20 protein-coding genes are annotated in these 23366 nt (G+C 54.5%); 15 read left to right on the top strand and 5 right to left on the bottom strand.

What is annotated here, in order from left to right; all coding sequences use genetic code 11:
* Positions 1 to 97 precede the first annotated feature (97 nt).
* Positions 98 to 499 carry a response regulator gene (locus JMJ04_RS10165; protein ID WP_201370394.1) on the bottom strand — a complete coding sequence of 134 codons (402 nt, stop codon included), beginning with the start codon at positions 497 to 499 and terminating at the stop codon, positions 98 to 100.
* A 347-nt stretch (positions 500 to 846) separates the two neighbouring features.
* Here JMJ04_RS10165 and JMJ04_RS10160 point away from each other — a divergent pair, with 347 nt between their 5' ends.
* From JMJ04_RS10160 to JMJ04_RS10140, 5 genes are all read left to right on the top strand, one after another.
* On the top strand, positions 847 to 3693 hold the full coding sequence (locus JMJ04_RS10160; protein ID WP_201370393.1) for a tetratricopeptide repeat protein: 2847 nt from the start codon (positions 847 to 849) through the stop codon (positions 3691 to 3693).
* A gap of 219 nt (positions 3694 to 3912) precedes the next feature.
* A complete protein-coding gene (locus JMJ04_RS10155; RefSeq protein ID WP_007908735.1) occupies positions 3913 to 5289 on the top strand; it encodes a CCA tRNA nucleotidyltransferase in 1377 nt (458 codons plus the stop codon).
* Positions 5290 to 5333: 44 nt separating this feature from the next.
* Positions 5334 to 6098, top strand: coding sequence for a Nif3-like dinuclear metal center hexameric protein (locus tag JMJ04_RS10150; protein ID WP_201370392.1), 765 nt, complete (start codon positions 5334 to 5336; stop codon positions 6096 to 6098).
* A 115-nt stretch (positions 6099 to 6213) separates the two neighbouring features.
* Positions 6214 to 7953 carry a phospholipase D family protein gene (locus JMJ04_RS10145; protein ID WP_201370391.1) on the top strand — a complete coding sequence of 580 codons (1740 nt, stop codon included), beginning with the start codon at positions 6214 to 6216 and terminating at the stop codon, positions 7951 to 7953.
* Between the two features lie 123 nt (positions 7954 to 8076).
* Entirely contained in the window at positions 8077 to 8556 is a 480-nt protein-coding gene (locus tag JMJ04_RS10140; protein ID WP_201370390.1) for a hypothetical protein, read from the top strand.
* Between the two features lie 72 nt (positions 8557 to 8628).
* Here JMJ04_RS10140 and JMJ04_RS10135 read toward each other — a convergent pair whose 3' ends face one another.
* On the bottom strand, positions 8629 to 8922 hold the full coding sequence (locus tag JMJ04_RS10135) for an antibiotic biosynthesis monooxygenase family protein (RefSeq protein ID WP_201370389.1): 294 nt from the start codon (positions 8920 to 8922) through the stop codon (positions 8629 to 8631).
* 190 nt (positions 8923 to 9112) lie between these two features.
* On the opposite strand from JMJ04_RS10135, the gene JMJ04_RS10130 reads away from it, so the two are divergent.
* Positions 9113 to 9895, top strand: a complete 783-nt coding sequence (locus tag JMJ04_RS10130; RefSeq protein ID WP_201370388.1) for a sulfite exporter TauE/SafE family protein — start codon at positions 9113 to 9115, stop codon at positions 9893 to 9895.
* A 30-nt stretch (positions 9896 to 9925) separates the two neighbouring features.
* On the opposite strand, the gene JMJ04_RS10125 is transcribed toward JMJ04_RS10130, so the two are convergent.
* Positions 9926 to 10426 (bottom strand): Lrp/AsnC family transcriptional regulator, encoded by a 501-nt coding sequence (locus JMJ04_RS10125; RefSeq protein WP_201370387.1) that lies wholly within the window; start codon positions 10424 to 10426, stop codon positions 9926 to 9928.
* 139 nt (positions 10427 to 10565) lie between these two features.
* On the opposite strand from JMJ04_RS10125, the gene JMJ04_RS10120 reads away from it, so the two are divergent.
* From JMJ04_RS10120 to JMJ04_RS10085, 8 genes are all read left to right on the top strand, one after another.
* Positions 10566 to 11432, top strand: coding sequence for a TIGR03560 family F420-dependent LLM class oxidoreductase (locus JMJ04_RS10120; protein ID WP_201370386.1), 867 nt, complete (start codon positions 10566 to 10568; stop codon positions 11430 to 11432).
* A 102-nt stretch (positions 11433 to 11534) separates the two neighbouring features.
* On the top strand, positions 11535 to 12158 hold the full coding sequence (locus tag JMJ04_RS10115; RefSeq protein WP_201370385.1) for a LysE family transporter: 624 nt from the start codon (positions 11535 to 11537) through the stop codon (positions 12156 to 12158).
* Positions 12159 to 12517: 359 nt separating this feature from the next.
* On the top strand, positions 12518 to 14032 hold the full coding sequence (locus JMJ04_RS10110; RefSeq protein WP_201370384.1) for an MFS transporter: 1515 nt from the start codon (positions 12518 to 12520) through the stop codon (positions 14030 to 14032).
* Between the two features lie 31 nt (positions 14033 to 14063).
* On the top strand, positions 14064 to 15014 hold the full coding sequence (locus tag JMJ04_RS10105; RefSeq protein WP_201370383.1) for a helix-turn-helix transcriptional regulator: 951 nt from the start codon (positions 14064 to 14066) through the stop codon (positions 15012 to 15014).
* Between the two features lie 174 nt (positions 15015 to 15188).
* Positions 15189 to 16391: a tetratricopeptide repeat protein gene (locus tag JMJ04_RS10100; RefSeq protein WP_201370382.1), complete on the top strand. Its 1203-nt coding sequence runs from the start codon at positions 15189 to 15191 to the stop codon at positions 16389 to 16391.
* Between the two features lie 141 nt (positions 16392 to 16532).
* Positions 16533 to 18080, top strand: coding sequence for a tetratricopeptide repeat protein (locus JMJ04_RS10095; protein WP_201370381.1), 1548 nt, complete (start codon positions 16533 to 16535; stop codon positions 18078 to 18080).
* A 94-nt stretch (positions 18081 to 18174) separates the two neighbouring features.
* Positions 18175 to 19125, top strand: a complete 951-nt coding sequence (locus tag JMJ04_RS10090) for an alpha/beta fold hydrolase (protein WP_201370380.1) — start codon at positions 18175 to 18177, stop codon at positions 19123 to 19125.
* A gap of 16 nt (positions 19126 to 19141) precedes the next feature.
* Entirely contained in the window at positions 19142 to 19693 is a 552-nt protein-coding gene (locus JMJ04_RS10085) for a TetR/AcrR family transcriptional regulator (RefSeq protein WP_201370379.1), read from the top strand.
* Positions 19694 to 19775: 82 nt separating this feature from the next.
* Here the strand turns inward: JMJ04_RS10085 and JMJ04_RS10080 are convergent, their stop codons facing one another.
* Positions 19776 to 20588, bottom strand: a complete 813-nt coding sequence (locus JMJ04_RS10080) for an SDR family oxidoreductase (protein ID WP_201372353.1) — start codon at positions 20586 to 20588, stop codon at positions 19776 to 19778.
* A 153-nt stretch (positions 20589 to 20741) separates the two neighbouring features.
* On the opposite strand from JMJ04_RS10080, the gene JMJ04_RS10075 reads away from it, so the two are divergent.
* On the top strand, positions 20742 to 21662 hold the full coding sequence (locus tag JMJ04_RS10075) for an RNA polymerase sigma-70 factor (protein ID WP_201370378.1): 921 nt from the start codon (positions 20742 to 20744) through the stop codon (positions 21660 to 21662).
* A 127-nt stretch (positions 21663 to 21789) separates the two neighbouring features.
* Here the strand turns inward: JMJ04_RS10075 and JMJ04_RS10070 are convergent, their stop codons facing one another.
* Complete coding sequence (locus JMJ04_RS10070; RefSeq protein ID WP_201370377.1) at positions 21790 to 23055, bottom strand: MFS transporter; 1266 nt, start codon at positions 23053 to 23055, stop codon at positions 21790 to 21792.
* Between the last annotated feature and the right edge of the window lie 311 nt (positions 23056 to 23366).

Below are 23366 nucleotides of genomic sequence, written 5' to 3'. Positions count from 1 at the left end.
GCCACTAGAGTGTCTAGCGCTTCCCCCATTCGGGGACAAGCGCGCTCAGGGTTTTCGGAGAAGTAGTAAGCTTAAACCAATAAGCGCCTGGGCGCTTTTACACAGCTTGCGCCTCTCGGGTTAATTTTAAGCTTGCGTTGACGGCTTCGCGAATCGTCTGGGTCGTAAATGGCTTCGATAGGTACGTCTGAACACCAGCCAGGCGCGCCTTCAAGCGGTCTACAACGCCATTATGCCGCGACAGCATAATAATCGGCGTATTGCTCCAGGCAGACTTCGATCTTAAATACCGTGCAATTTCATAGCCATTCATCTTGGGCAAATCAATGTCCAGGATGACCAGATCTGGAATGCGCTCCAATTCACGATTCGTCACTGCCTGCAATGCCTCGACGCCATCATTGAATGCTGCGACACGAAAACCTTCGCGGCGCAAACTTATCTCGACGATCTTCCGTACCGTAGGAGAGTCATCAATGATCATCACGAGCTTACTCATGTTTGACTTCCTTTTACTCTCTTTACCCCATTTGTACGTAAACCTTTTTACCTATGTCTCCCCTACCTAATTATGCATATACAGTATTATCTGGTACAATGACAACTACTAGACAACTACATAACAACTTTGCGACGTTCCTTATAAGGATGTGCTTGATTTACAAACTCTCGCACGTTGCCTGCATTATTTTATAAATCCCAATAAGCAGAGTATTTGCACCCATGGGGCCTGCGTTTTGACATACTCTTATCCGAAAACCCTGAGCGCGCGTGTCCCCGAATGGGGGAAGCGCTCGTCACGCCAGTGACGTTGGGGTTCGGCATAAGATCTTAGAGGTGACAGGCATGAAACCAAATCAGCGCTTACGGCGCGAGCGCGAGCTACGTGGCTGGTCACAATCCAGGGTAGCGCAAGAACTTGGCACCGATCCCGCGACGGTCAGTCGCTGGGAACGAGGGCTTTCTTTCCCTTACCCATTTTTCCGCGAACGTCTCTGTGAACTCTTTGGTAAAAATGCTGAGGAACTAGGACTGGTTCAGGAGACGCCCACGACCTTGCCTGTGGAAGAGAGCCTGGCTCTGCCTGCCATTGATAGTGAACTATCACCCGTCCTTCCTATCTCACCAGATCCCATTCTCGACCCCACCATCCCTCTTCTATCCGCCATTGATGGCTCACTCATTGGGCGTGATGATCTTTTGCAGCATATTCGAGACCAGCTGAGCGACACGACGCGCGGCCCGGCGTTTGTCGCGCTCAACGGCCTTCCTGGTGTGGGCAAAACCTCCCTGGCCGTCGCCCTGGCGCATGATCCCTCTCTACAGCAAACCTTTAGCGATGGCATTCTCTGGGCCGGGCTTGGTCCTCATCCCGAGGTCCTGGAACATCTCAGCCGCTGGGGTGCATTCCTGCATGTCGATGAGGCCTCCCTCTCTAATAAGGAGAGTTGTGAGTCCTGGGCACAGGCCATCCGCTTCGCCATTGGGCAGCGCTGCATATTGATTGTTATCGATGATGTCTGGCAGATCGAAGATGCCCTGAGCTGCCAGATTGGCGGCCCCAACTGCGCGTTTTTGCTGACCACTCGCTTTCCCCATATCGCGCTCCATTTTGCCGCTGGTAACACCACCCCGGTTCACGAGCTGGCCGAAAATGATGGCCTGGCCCTGCTGGCTCGGCTCGCGCCACACGTGGTCCAGGACGAGACCGAGAGCGCGCTGGAGCTGGTCCGCTCCGTTGGCGGCCTCCCTCTTGCTCTGACCCTGATCGGCAAATACTTACGCATTCAGTCGTATGGCCGCCAGCCTCGCCGCATCAACGCGGCTCTCACACGCCTGCGCGACGCGCGAGAACGCCTGCAAATCAGTGAGCCTCGCTCACTCATTGACCGGCATACCAGCCTTACGCCCGAGAGCCGTGTCTCACTCCAGGCCATCATTGAGGTCAGCGACGCCCTGCTCGATCTACCTGCACGCACCGGCTTACGCTCTCTCTCTGTCTTCCCGGCCAAACCGAATAGCTTCTCCGAGGAGGCCGCGCTGGCAGTCATGGCTCTCTCTCAGGAGGTACTCGATACGCTTTCGGATGCTGGACTGCTAGAGAGCAATGGCCCCAGTCGCTATACCCTGCACCAGACTATCGCCGATTACGCCCGCGTCCTGCTTGAGGATAGCGAGGTCTATACGCGCTTTGTGCAGTATTTTATCTCCTACCTGGAGGAGCATACCCAGGACTATTCTCTGCTAGACCAGGAGAGCCGCAACACCCATATCGCGCTGGAACTGGCGCATACTCGTCAGATGCACGATACCTTTCTGCGCGGCGTCAAGGCCAGTAGCCCCTATCTCTTCGTGCGTGGCCGCTATTCGGAGGCCGAAAAGTATTTTTCGACCGCGCTAGAACTGGCGCTCTCGCTGCAACGTTTGTCGGATGCCACTGTTTTTCTGCGCGACCTGGGACGCATCGCCCATACGCGCGGCAATTATCTCCAGGCTGAGACATACTATCAGCGCGGCCTCCAACTGGCACGCCAACAACAAGATGAGTTAGCCATCAGCAGACTCCTCACACACCTGGGAACGATTATGCACCGTCGGGGCCTCTTCAGCGAATCCATCGCCTATTTAGAAGACGGAATGCTTCACGCGCGTCACACGGGCGACCAGGAACAACTCTCCTATATTCTGCTGGGGCTGGCCCAGGCTCATGGTAGCCTGGATCATCATAAGCAGGCCGAGGAGTATGCCTGGGAGAGCCTGGAGATTGCGCACTCCCTCGGCAATGGCGAGCATCTCGCGGACGTCCTTCATCGTCTGGGAACACTGATCTATGAACGGGGCGATTATGAACAAGCCCTGGGACTGCTCTTTGAGAGCCTCGATCAGGCCAGCCTGATCGCTCACCGGGAGAAGATGTGTCATATCCTCAACAATATTGGCTGTGTTCTGGGTGAGTTGGGAGACTTTCCCCAGGCCGAGCGCTATTTCCAGGAGGCTCAGGAACTGGCACAGCAGATCAACGCCCAGGAGATCCTCTGCACTATCCTAGGCAACCTGGGCTACGTTGCCAATGAGTGTGGAGAATATGAGAAGGCGGAGCCATTTCTGCGTGAAGGCCTGGCTCTAGCCAGCAAAATAGGTCATTCCGTCTCAATTTGCGAATGCCTGGAAAGTCTGGGCACACTTGCGCGCAACCGTCGCGACTATACCCAGGCCGAGAAATACTACCAGGAAGGCCTGGTACGCGCGCGCCTGATGAATAATAAACGCTCTATCATTAGCATGCTCACAGGCCTGGGCGCGACCATGACGGCCTGCCTGCGCTTCGAGGACGCCGAACACTACCTGGAAGAGGGTCTGGCCCTGGCGCGCGATATTCATCGCCCACACCAGCTCTGCAACCTGCTCTATGAGTATGGCAAGTTAGAGGACTGTCGCCAGCAACCACAACGCGCACGCGTCTATTTCCAGGAGATGCTCACAATGCCTGCCATTGGCGAGGAGGTCATGGCACGCGCACGCTATGGCCTGGCGCGTACCGCAGCCCTTGAGGGAGATTACACGGCCGCTCACCAGTTGGGCAATATCAGTGCGACCTTCTTCGCTCAACAGCATCATCGCTTAAGCAAGGAAGCGCGGCTCTGGTTGGACAGCTTACCTCTCTCGCAGGAGGAGAAAGCCTCAGAATATTAACGTGCCAAATATGTCTTCGCTATGGATCCAGAAAAAAACCTATGCGCTAAACCTCTTTTAAGTCACTATCCGAACATGATACAATAATCCCATTGCAAAACTGGGTTGGACTTCCTTATTTTCAAATCGTAGAGTTTTACTGCTTTGACCTGGCCATGGATCACTTCGCCAGGGAATCGAGCAGGCTCCATTAAGAAGAAATAAAGCATAGATGTTAGCATGCTAGATATTATTATCAGGCTGGCTCAAGATTTTCGTGCTCAGCACAAACAACTGTATATGGTAGGTGGGACGGTACGCGACGTGCTTCTTCAACGTGGCGAGTCCGCCGACGCCGACCTGGCCACTGATGCTCTTCCAGAAGAAATCAAACGCCTGGTGGCTCCCACGCGGCCGAGTGCAGTCGTCCTGGTAGGCGAGCGCTTTGGGACGGTACGCCTCATTTACGAGAGCAACAACATTATCGAAATTACGACCTTTCGCAGCGAACGCTATAATCCAGAGTCGCGTAAGCCAGAGGTGTGCTTTGGAACCGATCTGGCGGAAGACCTGCAACGGCGTGACTTCACCATTAATGCTCTTGCACGCGATCCCCTCAATGGCTCCATTATTGATCTCTTCGCGGGACGCCAGGACCTTGAGGAGCATATTATACGCGCCGTTGGTAACGAGCCGGATAAGCGTTTCGATGAAGATCCTCTACGCCTCTTGCGCGCCATTCGTTTCGCCGCGCAACTGGACTTCGAAATCGAGTCTTCGACCTGGCAGTCAATCAAACGCCAGGCCAACAAATTGCAGAAGATCAGTCGCGAGCGTATCCGTGACGAGATGAACAAGCTCCTGGTCTCGGCGCATCCCGCTAAAGGCCTGGACCTCCTGGTAGAGGCCGGGCTGATGGAGTATATCATGCCCGAGGTCATGGAGTTGCGTGGCGTCAGCCAGCAGCCTACTCCGCGCGCGGCCTCCTCCAAGGATGTATACGCCCATGTGCTGCGCGTCGTCGAGCGCACTCAGCCAAAGCTGAAGAATCGCTGGTGTGGCCTGCTGCACGACATCGCCAAGCCCCGCACTAAGAGCGTTGAAGATCACAAGGTTCACTTCTTTGGCCACGAGGATGTCGGCGCGCACATGGCCCGCGATATACTCAAGCGCCTGCATTTTGACCGCGAGTTTATCGACTCGGTCTCCCGCGTGGTGCGCCTGCACATGCGCGCTAATGCCTATACTATCGATTGGACCGATGGCGCAGTACGCCGTCTGATGCTCGACGCCGATCACGATCTGCCAACACTGCTCGATCTCTCGAGCGCCGATATTACAAGCTATCGCGTTGACAAGGTCGCGCGGGCAACCGCACGCGTCGCGGAGCTTACCGAGCGCTGCCAGCGCTTGCGCGAGGAGGCCGAACGTGTTCCCATCAAGAGCCCACTGGATGGCAATGAACTGATGCAGCTCTTTGAGCGCGGCCCCGGCCCCTGGCTCCGCCCATTAAAAGAGTACCTGCTGAGCCTGGTCATTGATGGCGCACTGGCCTCTGATGATAAGGAGCGTGCGGTCAGCCTGGCCAAAGAGTTCGTTGAGCGCGAAAAGCTTTAACATCTTATGCAACTCCTAAGAAAAACAGGAAGCGAGAACGTTCGATGAGTGCCCTTCGCGATGACGTTGTGCAGTTTCTCAATACGCATCTCAATATCAGCGCCTTCCGTGATTACTGCCCAAATGGCATGCAGGTCATCGGCAAGCCAGAGGTCAGACGCGTGGCCCTGGGAGTGAGCGCAAATCTTGAGTGCTTTCGCATGGCCGCCGCCACGGGTGCCGACATGCTGATTACCCATCATGGCCTCTTCTGGGAGAATATGCCCCGCGAAATCGGCGTCATGATGAAGGGACGTCTCAAGCTCCTCTTTGAGCACGATATCACCCTGCTTGGCTATCACCTCCCCCTCGATGCCCATCCTGAGATAGGTAATAACGTGCTCTGGCTACAAAAACTCGGTTTTACCCTTGAGGGAGTCAACTTTGCCAGCTCTCGCGGTAAGGCCATTGGCGCAATAGGGACCGCACCTCAACGCACGGTTCTGCGCGAACTGGTCGAGGAGATCGCCAAAGCGGCTGGCACTCAACCCCTGGTCTATGAATATGGACGCCAGACGGTACGCCGCCTGGGAGTGGTGACTGGTGGTGGACCCGGCTACCTGCTTGAGGCCATAGCCGCTGGCTGTGACACCTTCCTGACAGGCGAGACCGACGAGCCGACCGAAGCATATGCGCGCGAGGAGGGCGTTAATTTTATCTCGATTGGACACTACAATTCTGAGAAGATCGGTATCCAAGCACTGGGACCACTACTAGAGCGCCAGTTTGAGGTCGAAACCCTCTTCTGCGACGTCCCCAACACAATCTAAGCTTGTAGTGTTGTGGCGTGGGGGCAGGCGATGCCCGTCCCCCACGCCACAACACTACAAGCTTTTGGGCACTACAAGCTTTTGTAAATGCATATTAGTTAGTGAAAATATACGTATGAATACAACCAGTATGCCATCACAGGATGAGCAAGAAGCCGGGCAACAGGAGCGCTGGGCCACCAGCGATTTCTCTCCCAGCACAGCACACCGGGCCGCCTTTCTCATTGATGGGCGTATGACAATGCTTGAGATGTGTATCCACTTTCTACGCGCGAAAAATTCTATCTATATCGCCGCCTGGGGCCTGACACCCAACCTCCCTATCATACGTGGCAAGCACCACCGCGCCGGTCCTGATGGCTCCCCCGAACAAGAAGAGCTACTCGCCTGGCTGCGCAAGAAGGGCCTCTCCGAAAGCGCCATCACCTTCTGGCAGGAAAGCGAGGCTCTGACCGTCACCAGTGTACTCGGCTATGTCGCCAGGCAGGGCGTCGATGTCTGCGTCTTGCTCTGGAACTTCTTCTCGGCACCCTTACAGGTTGGTCCCCAGCAGGTAAAAGAAGAGCTTGAGAGCTACGGCATTCGCTGCCTCACCGACAATGGCAACCGTGACCTGCTCAACCATCCCATTCAATCGTTGCACCAGAAGACGGTGGTCATCGATAATCGCTACGCCTTCGTTGGCGGCATCGACCTGATGACCGAACGCAATGGAGACTTTGACCGTTGGGACACCAAGGGCCACATTTACTATAATCTCTTGCGTCAGGGCCTGGACGGGCAGATGCCTCACTCCTGGCATGATGTACATTTCCGCTTTGAGGGGCCAGCCGTCGGGGATGTCGCCTATAACTTCTACCAACGCTGGAACGCTGTCGTAGAGCGCCATCAGATTGATGAGGCCCTGCTCCTGCCAGAGCCCTCGAAGAGTGTGCCACCTACCGATGGACGCAAGCACGAGGCCATTCCCATTCAGGTGACGCGTACGATCCCCACCCAGACCTATGACTTTGCTCCCGATGGCATCGCCAGTATTTTCGAGGCCTATCTCCACGCCATTGGGCAGGCTCAACGCTTCATCTATCTGGAAAACCAGTACTTATGGCGGCGAACCTTTCTCGGCCTGGATAACCCAACATTTGGTCCGCCACACGAGGACATGGAACAGCTCTTGCAGGCCCTGGCGGACGCCCTGGAACGTGGTGTCCATATCGTGCTCGTCCTGCCAGACCGCCCAAATGTGGGACGCCACTTTACCGATGACGGCCTGATCTATTTACAAGAGCTGGCTCCCGGCGCCATTGGCGCGGGCCGACTCCAGGTCTATACCCTGGCCACAGATCACCAGGAGGAGGAAGAGGCGGGGCGCTACTATCGTCCGATCTATGTCCATGCCAAGGTCGCCATTATCGATGACTACTGGGCGACCGTTGGCTCGGCCAATCTCAATGACCGGGGCATGCGTCATGATGCCGAACTCAATATCGCCATGCAACATGAGACCATCGCGCATGCCCTGCGCGTACTCCTGATGGCCGAACACCTGGGTGTGGTTGACGAAGATATGCTTTTTGCTATGATTGAAATTATGGGGCGCCTCGAACCCAGTGATGAGATGCACAGGGTCAGCGGCGAACTGGGGGCGCTCTGGGCCAGCCTACAAGCCCTGCTCACCGATCCCTACGCCGCTATGGCGGCATTCGCCAAGCAGGCTCGAACAAATCTGGAAGCTATCAGAAATGGCCATGCACTGACTGGGCATTTAGTCCCATATATCCGCCAGAACATGGCTGACGATTATGAGCTAGCAGTTGACGCGACCAAAGGCTGGCTCTATCAGTTCTCCAAACCCTGATCTCTTACCCTCTTGAACAAGGAGCCATGAATGAGAGATAATCAGGGCCGACATTATACTATAGATCATTTATGGGTCATCAAAAAGCAAACATCGAGGCTTAACTGAAGGAGTTACATCGCCATGGCGAAAGAGAACAAAGCCCCAAAGCAGGAGAGCGTGTCCGCCCAACCCGCGACCACGCCCACCCCACCAACCGCTACCAGCGGCAAGAAATCCAGGAAGACGACCAGGAGCGCGCGGATCGGCGGAACCGCTGTACAGGGGGCCAAATCAACACAGCCACGCCAGCCAATCGACAACAAGGCTTCCAAACAACAACAGGAATATGAGAGCTATAACCGCACCATGCGCCGACGTATGGAGCAGATGGGTACAGGCCCTGAGAGCGAAGATGACCGCCTAAAAAAGATGCGCCAGAAGCGCCAGGATCGTGTCGACCGTCGTAAAGAGCGCCTGGAAGCCGAGCGCGCCAGGTTGAAGTCCGCCGCGCCCATTGGCGGCGTCAAGCTCGGGCGCCAGACCCTCTTCTTCGTGCTGGGTACGCTGGCCATCGTGGTGCTGATCATCGTGATCTTCATCATCATCCGCCACCCCTTCTAGCCATCACCTATCAGAGCTAAAAAGATGGTGGGACTGAGGCCTTTGCCTCAGTCCCACCATCTTTTTAGCTCTTTACAATACTTTTGCTTCGTAGTGGCTGACCAGGCTTGAGCGCTCACCCTGGCCGCTACCTGTGCTCCCGCCACCATGATGCTCTTTGAACATTGGATGATTGGTATATTCCTCCATCGCCTCTTTCGATTCCCAGCGGGAAACGGCAAGCACGGTGTTATCTTCGCCTTTCCACAGCTCCATGCCCAGATACCCCTTAAAGTGCTTCATTCTGGGCGCCTCACGCTCAAAAGCCTCCATCATGGCCTGCATACGCTCGGCGGGAACGGCAATCTTATTGACAGCTACAAACATTTTGTATCTCTCCTAATTTTATTGTGCTATCCTCTAATGCTATTATAGTCTCTCAAGAGAGTTTTTTTCACGCTCATGCATATCTTCGCGCCGCAGGCGCGAGCCAGGGCAGGCATCCCCAACGCAATAAAGCTGCTAAAGTGATATAGTAGAATAGAAATCTTATAACTATGGAATAGGGACATTCGCTATGCACTTAACATTACTTGACATCATCGTTCTGTTTGTCTCCGCTGTTATAGGTGGTACACTCAATTCGGTCGCGGGCGGAGGCAGTTTCTTCTGTTTTCCCGCGCTGCTCTTTACTGGTCTTCCTCCCATTCAGGCTAACGCGACAAACACGCTTGCGCTCTGGCCAGGCTCTATTGCCAGTACCAGTGCCTATTGGCAGGAGATTCGGCGCCAACGGCCCGCGATCCTGATTATCCTGCTCATCAGTAGCCTGGTTGGTGGCATTATTGGCGCGCTGGTACTACTCGGGACACCTCAGAATACCTTTGTGCAACTGCTTCCCTTTCTCCTCCTGCTGGCAACAGTGCTCTTCGCCGCCAGCCCCTACTTTACCGCACGCCTGCGGGCTCGCATGGTAGGAAGCTCCGCCATCAGTATCCCCACGCTCATAGGAATCGCCATCGCTCAGTTCGTTATCGCCGTCTATGGTGGCTTCTTTGGCGGTGGCATCGGCATTCTGATGCTGGCAACGCTGGCCCTGATGGGCATGGACAATATCCACGAGATGAATGGCGTCAAGACACTGCTGACAGTCGTCATCAACGGGGCTGCGGCCTTCCTCTTTATTTTCAAGGGAGCGGTGCTCTGGCCACAGGCACTTTTGATGATTGTGGGCACCATCCTGGGCGGCTACGGAGGCGCGTACTATGCGCGCAAGATCGATCCACGCTATGTGCGCATCTTTGTGATTGTGGTTGGCGTTCTCCTCACCATCTACTTCTTCATTCGCACTTATCTATGAGCGCGTGCATAGAGTCTATTGATAAGGAAGCTACAACGAGTTATCCTGTATACCCTCTGCCCGCTCCAACAATTCATGGGTAATAACCCGATTCTCTAAAGGTTTAGAAAATACAAGAGAGGTAGAGGCTGTGCTAAAGCGGGAGAGTTGCTCAATGACTTGCTCCAGGTGAGGCATCGAGGTAACGGCCACTTTAACGACGACACAGTCAGCTCCTGTCACTTTATAACATTCCAGAACCTCAGGAATCTCGCTGGCTTGGGCAGCAACACGTGCGCAACTCTCTCCCACAAAACTTCCCAGGCGAATTATAGCGAGGATTGGCAAACCTAATTTGGTCAGATTGACCTCTGCATGATAGCCGGTAATAATGCCCGCTTCCTCCATCTTCCGCATTCGCTCAGCGACCGATGGAAGAGAAAGTCCAACGCGCTGGCCCAGTTCTTTGTAAGAGAGGCGCGCATTCTGCTGCAATTCATAGAGCAAGCGCCAACCTGTTTCATCCAGTATCTTTTCAAATTCTAAAGACATTATGATGTTTCCCCTTCTTAAATTAGGCCAAACAAAAGAAATAGCTTCCTTTATTTCTGTATTCTCGCACAAGAGAAGTATATACTAGGCGCATCAAATTGATGTATCCATTCACTATTAGCGAGAAGGCAAAGGGCATATGCACAAATCAAGACCACTAAGCTTCGGTATTAAAACGGCACAACGACATGCAACGCATGATGCCTTACTGAACGTTTGGCAAGCGGCAGATAACATTTCCATTTTTGAGCATGCCTGGATCAATGATCATTTCATGGGCTTGGGCAGTACTCCAACAGGCCCTTATCTGGAGTCATGGACCCTACTTGCAGCACTTGCAGCTCAGACACGGCGTTTACGGATTGGAGTCATGGTCACTGATAACACCTATCGTCATCCAGCACTTCTGGCGAAGATGGCCGCGACGGTTGATGTCATTTCCCACGGTCGGCTGAATTTCGGCATTGGGACAGGATGGTCAGAGCAGCAACATCATGCCTATGGCATTCCCCTTCCCCCACCTGGAGAACGCATTCGCCGTTTAGGCGAGGCATGTGAACTGATCCGGCGACTATGGTTAGAGCCTCTAGCAACCTTTGAGGGTCGCTACTACCAGTTGAGCGAGGCACCTTGCGATCCCAAGCCTCTTCAAAAACCATCTCCCCCCTTTGTCATTGGCGGTGAAGGTGAGCAAACCTTGAAAGTTATTGCTCAGCATGCAGACATCTGGGATTGTAGTGTTGAGTCTCCTGAGATCTATCAGCAGAAGAGTATTCTACTGGAGAATTATTGTGTGGCCATTGGTCGCGATCCGGCAAGCATTGAACATTCCAGGCATATCTCTGTTGACCCTTCTGATCTGAAGGCAGCATTTCAGGAGACCCGCTCATTTATAGAGGTTGGAGTAACACATATTATCTATCATGTGCCTGTGCCCGATTCTCAAAATCTCCTCCATCGCCTGGCAGAGGAAGTAGCTTTGCCTCTGCAAGCTGCATATAAGTAGTTATTGCCAGTTTAAAGACCAATTTCTCTCTTCGGAGGTGCCAGTCCAGGTGGCTCATCTCTTCGAGGAGAGAAATGTCTACCTGAAAATAGAGGTATTATTGTGCCGCTCTTTTTCTCTGCATTTGGACTGGGCCTTGCCCTCTTCGCTACTCCCGGTGCGATAACTGCCCAGCTCTTACGAGGTCTGGGGCGGCGTGGCTTTCTTGGAGCTTTGTCGCTACAACTTGGTGCATTACTTGGGCTGCTCCTATGGGCTGTCGTCGCCTTGATTGGCGCGGCCTTCCTCGTACAAAACATGGTCGCCCGCATGCTTTTGGGGGCTACTGGTGTGCTGCTCTTGCTACTGCTAATGTGGCAGGCACTCAAAGATGCCTATCAAGGAAGTGTAGGCGAGAAGAAAGCTGCGAACGGGCAGGGAGATTTTATCCTGGGTATAGCACTCACTCTAGCCAATCCATTCCCAGTCGTGTTCTGGCTCAGCGTTCTTCCCACGTTGATAGCAACGAGACAAATGTCTCTTGATTTTAAAGAGGTTATGGTGTTTTTTGCTGGCTTTCTTGTTAGTGCATCATTATGGTCTGTCCTTATATCAAGCTTAATATCCTATGGACGGCGTTTCGTCACGCCAGCATTTTTCCGCCTCGTTAATCTCATCTGTGGCCTCGCCCTTGGCTTCTTTGCGCTCAAATTATTGTGGAGTATGCTCACATTACTGAATGGTTGACCCTGGTTGTTAAACGACGCTGCTAAAGCACGCATCTATATATGACGAGCATATGTAGATGCGTGCTTTAGCAGCGTCGGCCCCCATATAGCTCAATGGTGCCGCACAACGCTCTAAGCGGAGGAAGCGTCATTCTTGCAACAAGCGTGGCTGTTCCATCGTGTTACGCACAGGAAAGGTCCAGTGGGATTGAGTGTGACTTTGCATTCTTACATGGCAATGTGTCATGCTATTAGTGCTGACCTTCCGTGTAGTTGCAATCACGGATTTAAAGAGAAGACCACTGGGAGAAGCCTCTCTCCCCAGATGGAGGAGCGCCTTTCGCCCCTCCCTTGCATGCATGAAATGATAGATACACTATGAAACAGCAACACTCGCTTTCACCAACCGAGCACAATGACTCTGAGTCCGTCACAGCGGTCCCTTCAAGCGCCTCTAACCCGGAGGGCGCGAATAAATGGGCGGTCCTCGCAATTGTAGGGGTAGGGGTCTTTATGGCGACCCTCGACTCTTCGATTGTCAATATCAGCCTGCCCGCCATCGCTCAGTACTTTCAGGTTCCACTCAATGGTGCCGTTGAATGGATTATTATCGCCTACCTGGTCGCGACCGCCGCGATTCTGTTGACTGCTGGTCGTCTGGCGGACATGTTGGGACGAAAGATAGTTTGGATCATTGGTCTGATCGTCTTTACTCTTGGCTCGACGATCTGTGGCGCCGCGCCCAACCTGACTACGCTCATCATCGCACGCGCTTTTCAGGGCCTGGGCGGCGCACTAATCATGGCCGTCAGTCCCGCCCTGCTGACGAGCGCCTTTCCCGTCAGTGAGCGCGGGCGCGCCCTGGGCTTTAACGCAGTGACGGTCTCCCTGGGTGTCAGCGTTGGTCCGACCCTGGGCGGCCTGATTACCTCAACCCTGAGCTGGCGCTGGATCTTTTACGTCAATGTGCCTATTGGCATCATCGGCATTATCGCGACCCTGCGCATTTTGAAAGAGGCAAATAAACGCAATCCCGGACGCTTTGATCCGCTGGGCGCGCTTCTACTCGCCATCGGCATGGCCTCGCTAACTGGAAGCCTCTCCTTTGGAGGTGAAATTGGCTGGACCTCGCCCTGGATCCTGGCACTCATAGGCCTTGGTGTGCTCGCACTCGCGGCCCTCCCTTTCGTCGAGCAGCGCGTCTCAAGCCCCATTATTGATTTCTCGCTCTTCCGCAACCGCGTCTTCTTGTCGGCTAATCTTAGCCTGGTACTTAACTTCCTGGCCCTGTTCGCGGTCAGTTTTATGCTGCCCTTCTACTTTGAGGAGCTGCGCAAATTTCCAACCGAGCTGGCGGGCGTACTCCTGACACCCCTCCCATTGACCATCGCGGTCATCGCGCCCATCAGCGGCTCGCTTGCCGACCGCTTTGGCTCGCGCTGGCTCGCCGCTACTGGTATGACCATTGCCTGCCTGGGATTGGTGCTCATCAGCCAGCTCAATACCCAGAGCTCAATCTTTGATATCGTCTGGCGCCTGATCGTGGTCGGTGTCGGACAGGCCATCTTCCAGTCACCCAATAATAGCGCTCTGCTGGGGGCGGCTCCCCGCCATCGCCAGGGTCTCGCGTCGGGCTTCCTGGCCACCGGACGCACGATGGGACAGAGCTTTAGTGTCGCTCTCGCCGGCGCCATCTTCGGCGCGCTGGGTGGCTCCGCAGCAGGTCAACTGCTCAGCACAAGCCATCCGCATGACGCGCAGTTGACGACCCTGCAACAGGCCTTTGTACACAGCTTCCAGTGGACCTTTATCATCTGCGCCTGTATCGCAGCCCTCGGCATCTTCGCCTCCCTGGTACGAGGCAAAGAAGACCGCTCCACCAAACGCGCGTAGAAAGGCGGATGCATATGTTATAATTCGCCACATGAATAGAACTGACCGCCTCCTGGCCATCGTCTTAGAGTTACAGGGCAAAGGCCGTCAACGGGCCGAGGATCTCGCCAGGACCTTCGAGACAAGTAAGCGCACGATTTACCGTGATATTCAGGCACTGTGTGAATCCGGTGTGCCTGTTGTCTCGATTCCGGGCCTGGGCTACTCGTTGATGGAGGGCTATTTCCTGCCTCCACTCAGTTTTTCCACCTCGGAGGCGACGATGCTCCTGCTCGGTAGCGATCTTATGGCGCAATATTTCGATGCGCAGTATCGCGAGGCCGCGCTCGCCGCCGCGCGCAAGATCAGCAGCGTCCTGCCACAGGAGCTACGTGCAGAGGTAGGTTATCTACAAGACAATATTATTTTTGTGACATCCAATGCCCACGGCTCCCTGGAGGAGCAGGGTAAGCTGCAGTTGCTGCGCCGCGCTATCCTCGACCGCCGACGCGTCAGCTTCACCTATCACCAACGCACAAACCCTGAAAGTGGACAGAATGTCGTAACGCCGCGTCAGGCCGATCCCTATCGCCTGGTCTCGCTCTACGGTATCTGGAACCTGATCGCTTACTGCCACCTGCGCCAGGATAGACGCCACTTCCGCCTGGATCGCATGGAAGAGCTACAATTGTGTCCCAACACATTTGAACGCCCCGCCGAGCTTGCCAACCCGCCTGCACCTAGTGAGGCCCCACGCTCTATCGTCGTCCGCGTGCTCTTCCCGGCCGAGGTCGCACGCTGGCTGCGTGAGACGCCCAATTACTATATGACCACCAGCGAGAAGACCGCTGAGGGTCTGCTCGTCACCCTCCACGTGCGCCATGAGCGCGATATCCTGCAATGGCTGTTGAGCTGGGGTCGCCAGGTACGTGTTCTCGAACCGGCATCCTTGCGCCAGCGCCTCGCGGAAGAAGCACGGGCTATGCTACGCAATGCCGAGTAATGTATGGTGGTGATGTGGCTGCGCCATATCACCACCATACATTACTCACAAATGATATCTTTTATCCTTACAAAAGATTGACAAAAAGCAATACAAAACAATATCATATATTTATACTCTCTTTCCTATTCTACATCAACGCATCTCTCTCTTCATGCCGGGAAGGCCTGCGATATGAATATTTTTGTCTTAAATATAGTGTTTGTGTTGCTTTTCCTCCTGCTGGGTCTGTATTTCGTGTTCTTCCTCTTGCTCCACTACCTCGCGAAACGCCGCCATACTGCCGCGCTTATTGCCCTGACATCCTGGCTCCTGCACCTGCCTTTATTTCACTCACAGCTCTATGGAATGCGCGCCAGGGCCTATGGACAGCAGGGGGATTGCCGCCTCGCGATCCTGGACCTGGATCACGTCCTTGAAGGCCATCCCCACCTCGCCTGGGCTTACTATGAGCGGGGTACGCAGTATGCAAATCTCAAAGATCACGGAGAGGCCATCGAGGACTTTAGCGAGGCGCTCGACCTGCATCCACGCCTGGTGTCAGCTTATTATGCGCGGGGGCTTATCTATAGTGCTGTGCGCGAGGAGGAGAATGCCTTAAATGATTTCGGTGCCGCTCTCGCGCTCAATCCACGCGTCACGGCCATCTACTTTCATCGGGCGCTGCTCCACCTGCGCAGCCGCGACTATAAGCTAGCGCTCCAGGATATCGATATGCTGATTCGCCTGCAACCCGACGAGGCCTCGACGTATAAATATCAAGGGATCTTCTATTATCAGCTAAAAGATTTTGAGCAGGCCCTCTCCTGCTTTAACTACGCGCTCCAACTCGATCCAGGTGATGCCGCAACCAGCCACCAGCGCGCCCTGGTACACATGGCCCTGCACCAGTTGCCACAGGCACAGAACGATCTCAGCCAGGCGCTCGCACTCGATTCACTGAGCCTCTGCTTTCACTATTCGCTGACGGCCCTTCAGTTCTGCCTTGAGCTACCAGCACTCAATACCGAGGCCATGGCCGACCGCCTGGAGCAGATCGCCACCCTCAACTCGGCCCCGGAACTCTCGCTTCTCTGCTGCGCAATCGCCCTCTATCTGCGCCAGCAGCCAGAGGAAGCGCTCGCATCCCTCCAACAGGCGCTAGTTCTCGACCCCAATAACAGCAGTATTCATCTCTGGCTCTGCATCGTCTACGCCTCTCTCCAGCACGACCAGGAGGCACGCTCGGCACTGGATATCGCCCTGGAAAGCTCTCTGCCTCTGATACTTTTTACCCCCCTTCAACTTGTCGCGCCCCTGAACCCTGGCTTTTACCAGCAGGATGTGCTCCCGATCCTCTCCTCTCTCCCCTCGCTACCAGCTCCCACTACCAATTAAATACAAACACACCAATATTAAAAATGCATAAAATAAATAGCAATATTTTCACAAAGTAGCGGTATAAGGCAATAGAGGTTGACATTAAGTATATAATCACCTATGATAAAACTTAAGCATTACCGCATGAGGTAGGTTCTGATGGACTCAGACAATACGCTTGAGTACCAGAAACGCGGAACAGTATACGCGCTGGCTGGCGATTATCAAAGCGCCCTAACCGAATTTACGCAGGCCATCGAGCTTCAACCCTCTGAGGCGGCGAACTATCATAGTCGCGCGCTCATCTATCGTGGTCTCAACGATCCCCAACATGCCCTGGCTGATCTTAATCAGGCTATCTCACTGCAACCCGAGTATGCCTCAGCCTACTATCAACGTGGGCTAATCTACTATGTATTAAAGGATTATCACAAGGCAATCCATGATTTTAGCATGGCCCTCTCGTTTGAGCATAACGATTTACAGGCCTTGCTCGGGCGCGCGATTAGCTACTATGCCTTAGAAGCCTTTCCCCAGGCTATTCTCAACCTGGATCGCGCCATCGCCTTTGATCCCGAGGAGGCGGGACGCCTGGGAGCCTACTCCAATCGTGCCCAGGCGCATGCAGCCCAACAACAATATAATGAGGCGCTGGAAAACTTTCAACGGGCCCTGCATTTCGCCCCAGATGATGTGCTCCTGCTCAATCGTATTGGCGCGACCTGCACCGATAGTGGTCACCCTGAACAGGCTTTTCCCTATTATGATCGCGCCCTGAAGCTCTCCACGTCTACGCCCTTTACCTACAATAATCGCGGCGAAGCCTATCGCCTACAGCGACGTTACCAGGAGGCTATTGCGGACTTCAACCGCGCCCTGGCCTTAGATCCAACCCTGGCCACAGTCTACTATAATCGTGGGTTAACCCTGGCCGCGCTCAATGAGCATACGCGTGCCCTGCAAGACTTCCAGCACGCCTTAGAGCTTAATCCTAACCTCGATATTGTGTACGCCGACCGGGCGGCATCCTATGCCGCCCTGGGCATGTATAATGAGGCACTACAGGACTTCCAGCGCAGCATAACGCATGATGAGGAAAATGTGCTCGCCATCTTCCAGCGTGGCACGACCTATCTACGCCTCAATGAGGCTCACAAGGCCTTGCAAGATTTTAATTACGTCCTCTCCCATGAGCCAAATTTTGCCCGCGCATACGCTCAGCGGGCCGAGGCACACCTGCGCCTGGGCAACCTGATGCAGGCACGCGTAGACTATCGCCAGAGCTGGGAATTGGATAGCACGTACATCGAACCCGCCTGGATGGGAGCCTGGCTCGATATGTGCCTGGATGACTACCCTGGAGCGATTTCCCCCGAAACGCTGGAGGAGATCGCCAGCCGCAATCCAGCCGATTATCATGCCTGCCTGTGCCGCGCCGTGGCCCACCTGCTACGCGAGCAACCCGAACGCGCGCTCAGCGAACTGGCTGGAGCCTATAATCTCGATAGTCAGCACTGGGGCGCGCTCTTCTGGTTCACCATGGCCTGGGGAGCGATGCACCTGGATGAGGAGGCTTTCTCCGCGTTGGATCACGCGATCCTTGATGCCCGCCTCCCCCTGCCGCTCCTCGCCCCCCTGCGCTGGTTCCGCTACTCACGCCCCGAGTTCTATAATGGGCGCCTCTTACCCCTACTCAAGCAGTGGTAAATTTTGCACTTAGCAAAAACATACCCCTTGACTTATGCTCTTTCTCTGCACTAACATGAATATGTATTCAAATTCATGGAGGAGAAAGAATATTATGGTTGCTTCATTACATACGAATGGCGAGGTATCTCTACCGCAAGGTATTGTACGGTATCGAGATGAGGGGACAGGGCCAACGCTTGTCTTCATTCATGGCTTACTGGTCAATAGTGCTCTCTGGCGCGATGTAATTGCTGCTCTTTCGGGCCAGTTTCGTTGTATTGCCCTGGATTTGCCTTTTGGAGCACAGACGGTTCCTCTACATGCTGATGCTGACCTTAGTCCATCAGGAATTGCTCAACTCATTGCTGACTTCTTAGTGGCATTAGATCTACACAATGTCACACTTGTCGGAAATGATACTGGTGGCGCCATGTGTCAGTTGACGATTGTCAATCATCCTGAGCGTATCACGCGGCTGATTTTGACGAACTGCGATGCCTTTGAGGATTTTTTTCCGCCACTTCTTAAGCCTTTTGCTTCTGGAGCGCGGCTCTTCGGAACCCGTTTCGCTGACTTTCTCACATGGGCGTTGCAGACGAAACGCGCGCAACGGGTTCTTATGGCGACTGTTTCTCTTCGGCACGCAGATGATGCGACGCTTGACGCCTATTTTTCGGCTCTCCGGAGTGGAAATAGAGAGATCAGGCGCGACCTTATCCAGTTCCTAAAGCAGGTCTCGAACCGTTATACAATAGAAGCCGCGAAATCTTTTCAGCATTTCCAGCATCCTGTGTTAATTCTATGGGGCAAGAACGATCTTTTCTTCTCGGCACGCAATGCCAGGCGGCTTCAACAGGCATTTCCTCATGCCAGGCTGGAATTTGTCTCGCGATCACGTGCGTTTGTACCAGAAGATCAACCTGTTCTCCTTGCTCAAAAAATTGTTGAATTTGTAGGTGAGTCAAGTGCATTCGGATCCAACAGAGAAGAGCGAGGCGAATCTGCGTCCGAATTTGTTGACGGGTCAGCAGTTTCCACCACTCCCACAACAAAAGAGGAGTAAGCAAAAACGAGATGCGTTGTTGCAGGCAGCTCTGAGTCTCTTCGCGGAACGAGGATATGAAGCCACAACCATTGAAGAGATTGCCCATCAAGCAGGAGTAGCTGTAGGAGGCTTCTATCAACACTTTGCCTCCAAGCAGCAACTCCTCCTTGTGCTTATGGACAGCTTTCTGAATGGGGTAGAAGATCTTTCTCAGCAGTGTACAGCAGACAATACCCTTGAGGCCCGTAGCGCTATCGAACAGGCTGTTCGTCAAAGACTACTCATTGATTGGGCCTATGTTGGAGCATATCGAGCATGGCGAGAGGCGACAGCACTCAATGGAGAATTGCGGGCACTGCATGCACAGCTTGAACAGTGGACAGCGCAACAAATCGAGCACATGCTACATACGTTGCTTCAAACTCCAGGAGCGAGAAAGGACGTAGATGTCACGTCACTTGCCTGGGTAGTAAGTTTGTTGTTCTGGCGACTGGCAGAAGTTTCACTCCAAGAGCCTGATACCATCGTCTCCACAATTACATATATGCTCTATCATGCTTTGTTTATTGATGGGGCAGCATATTGATATGCTCTCTCATTGGGAGAGATTGTCCCAATGAGAGAGCATATGAGAGTGTATAGCAAGGAGATTAACTCCTCTCCGGCCGCTAAGGCAGGCTAGGACTGGTCTCACTTAACAAACTCACCCGGTCGGTCAGGAACTCCTCCCAGGTCCGGGTACCATCGGCGTGGTCGGGAGTCAGGTTGGCGCCAGCCCGGTGTGCGCGGGCAGCCTGACCCGGCAACCAAATCGGCATGATCAGCCGACGTTGGTGATTGGCGTGCAGATAGGAGCGCAGCAGATCGGCGAAGGTATACACCCGCGGCCCACCGAGGTCAGGCACCAGGCCAGCAGGCTCATTCAGGGTAAGCTGTACAAGCCGGGCTGCTACATCGTCGGCATCGACGGGCTGGTACCGGAAGCCCGCAAAAGCCGGCACGACGGGCAGCTTCGCCAGGGCCTGTGCGAATGTGAGGAGCAAGTCGTGGAACTGGGTGGCCCGCAGGATTGTCCAGGGTATACCGGAGTCGATCACGAGGTGCTCGGCGGCCCGCTTGGATGCGAAATAGCCGAACATGGCGCGGTCGATGCCGCTTTGGACTGGGACCTGGTTGGCGCCAACGACTGAAATGTACACCAGGTGACGCACTCTGGCTTTCGTTGCCGCCCGGACCAGGTTCAGGGCCTTCTCCTCGTCTCCCTTGCTGCTGCCCGCGCAATGCACGATGACCTCGGCCCCCTCCACGGCGGCTTCGAGACCCTCGCCCGTGGCCAGGTCACCGGTCACGAATTCGATACCCTCTCTGTTCTCGTGGCTGCTACGGCTTAATACCCGTACCTTGCAGCCGGCGTCCTGTAGTCGAGGGATGAAGTGGCGACCGAGCGTACCGGTGCCGCCTGTGACCAGAATATGTTGCATATCTTTATTTCCTCTTTTGGTTTCTCTGTACTTTGAATATCTCTCAGAGACTCGTACAGGAGACGAGAGAGCACGGGCAGATGTGACACCCCTCGTTTGTTCTCTGTCCTGATATGGGCTTATAATACGAGGGGAGAAGGAGAAATATGAGCGATGGACGAATCCATGAACCAGGGAGAAGAGTTCGAGCACTACCGCGTGCTGCTCTTTTCCATTGCCTACCGAATGACTGGTAGCGCGAGTGACGCGGAGGATCTTGTGCAGGAGGCCTATCTGCGCTATCAGGCGAGTGCCAGCCAGGAGATAGTTTCCTTGAAAGCGTATTTGACCACCATTATTACCCGTCTGGCGCTGGATTATCTGAAATCGGCTCGGGTCGCCCGCGAACAGTATATTGGAGACTGGCTGCCCGAACCGATCCTTACATTGGAGGACGAAGGGTTCCCACTAGCAGGCCTTGAGCAACAAGAAGCTCTTTCGCTGGCCTTTTTACGCCTGCTAGAAGCTCTCAGCCCGCCAGAACGCGCCGTTTTTCTCTTGCATGAAGTCTTTGATTACCCCTTTAGCGAAATCAGCAGCATGCTGGAGAAAAGTCCGGCCAATTGCCGCCAGATCTTTCATCGGGCCAGGCAGGCTTTGCAGGACAAGCGCGCGCGTTTCGAGCCGGAGCGCCAGCGCCAGCGCCAGCTTCTGCACAGTTTTCTTTCTGCCAGTCAGGCCGGGGACATGGCGGCTCTGACCAGCCTTCTGGCTCAGGATGCCGTCTCCTGGGCGGATGGTGGCGGCAAAGTGCAGTCGATTCTCAAGCCTATCCACGGCCAGCAAGCCGTGGCGCGTTTCTGGTGTTTCTGGCTAAGTCGAGAGCGCAAAAATCAGCGGCCTCTGACCGTGACGCTGGCCGAGATCAATGGCAGCCCGGCCATCTTGTTCTGGGAAGAGAGCAGCCTGGCCGTAGTCATCAGCCTGGCCCTGAGCGCTGTGGGTATTCAGGAGATCTATGCACTGCTGAACCCGGAGAAACTGGCCTATTTGCAAAAACAGCTCTCCAGCGACAGCAAGACGAAGCTGCTTTGAGTATCGCCAGTTGCAATGATCCTCTTTCTATATATCATGTGGCATAGCACGACTACAGGAAAACAGAGGTCTGCGGGCCGGGCAAGTCCATCCCAGCATGCACCCTCCAAGTGGTTGGGGCAACTACTTAGATTTCGCTGGCTGGCTGGAGCGACTCACGTTTGAGCGCGTAGCGCGCGAGAAAGGCCGCGCCTGTCGCGATACAGCCAAAGGCTACGATTAAGCCATAGGCATAGAGAAAGCTGCTCGTGCGATCAAAGATCAAGCCGATCAAGGGCGGCCCTATGATGACTGGCGGCGTGGAGACCATGCTAACAAAACCTTGCGCCAGGCCTTTCTTCACGCTACGCAGGTTGGCCGCGCTATTAAAAACAGAGGCATAGGGAACCGTCGAACCAATGCCAATCAAGCCCAGGCCGACAGCAGCCAGCCAGGGCCAGTGAAAAGGGCAGGCCAGGAGCGCGACTCCCAGGCAACCCATGGCCGTCCCCAGGCGCAACAGCGTAATCGAGCGCAGCATATGACGCGCCAGGAGCCAGCCTCCCAGAGGGCGAAAGAGCGTCCCAATAATGGGCGTAAGCGAGCCAATCACGCCCGCCTCCACCAGGGAGAGGCCATAGACGTGCGTCAGGTAGAGTGTGATTGTGGCCGCAATCGCGTTTCCCAGGCTAAATGTTCCCATGTGTGAGAGACCCAGTAGCCAGAGTGAAGGCGAGCGCAGGGCCGTTCCCACCTGGAGCGCTCCCACCTGCTGCGTCTCGCGCTTCTCCCGTACAAGAAACCATGCCAGCGTCCCAGCTATACTGAGCACACCCCAGAAAAAGAAGCAGCCACGCCAGCCCAAATAAGGCAAGAGCAATGGCGTAGCCAGCAGGCCAATACCCGCCCCAAACTGGACGGAGCCGCCATACAGACCCTGCCCCAGTGTCGCGTACCTGCCCAGGCCTGCAATCACATTCGCGCCTGCCAGAAAGGCACAACCAGCAGCAAAACCAATCACGATCTGCCAACCCAGCATCCAGAATAGATTCGGCACCAGGGGCTGCGCGAGACTCCCCACCGTCAAGACAGCACAGGACGCCAGCAACACGGGCTTCGCGCCAAAGCGATCTGCCAGCACGCCTCCCACCATATAGGTCAAAGCCATGCCCACAAAGAGCAGCGTTGAGAAGAGTCCTACCTCGCCACTATTGATGTGAAGATCCGTCTTCATAGCAGGCGCCAGGGGACTATAGTTCGTGTAGTGGATCGAGATCAAAATACCCATGCTTACAGCGACCAGGATGCGCAACCAGACGCTACTGACGTCTGTCTGCTTCTTATTATCCAGGGCAACTGTAGCCACAGCTTGTGCACTCTGCGAGGACAACGGAGAGGATTCAAAATGTGACATCAGGACACTCCTTAGCTTGTTAAGAGGTATAAATAATTCCTACTTGTATATGTATCACATTTTGACATGAGTGAGTCATAAGCGCTATACAGCCCGTGTATATACCAGTATCTTCGCGCCCACATCCCTTACCCCGAGGCGAGCGTAACGAACCGAGGCAAGAGTTAGAGGAGAAGTGAAAACCCTGGGCCAGATATCCTTTTCGCTGTACATGACGCTTATGCTATGCTACCATGTATGTAGTAGCGGCATATGTATTCTCCTGGCGTGTGTCCATGTACACCTACTACGTATCTAGCGTCCCCAGGTCT

Origin of the sequence: Ktedonobacter robiniae, from assembly GCF_016587375.1 — a bacterium.
Classification (GTDB): Bacteria; Chloroflexota; Ktedonobacteria; order Ktedonobacterales; family Ktedonobacteraceae; genus Ktedonobacter; species Ktedonobacter robiniae.
The sequence above is the reverse complement of the archived record's forward strand: the minus strand, read 5'-3'. Positions and strand labels throughout refer to the sequence as shown.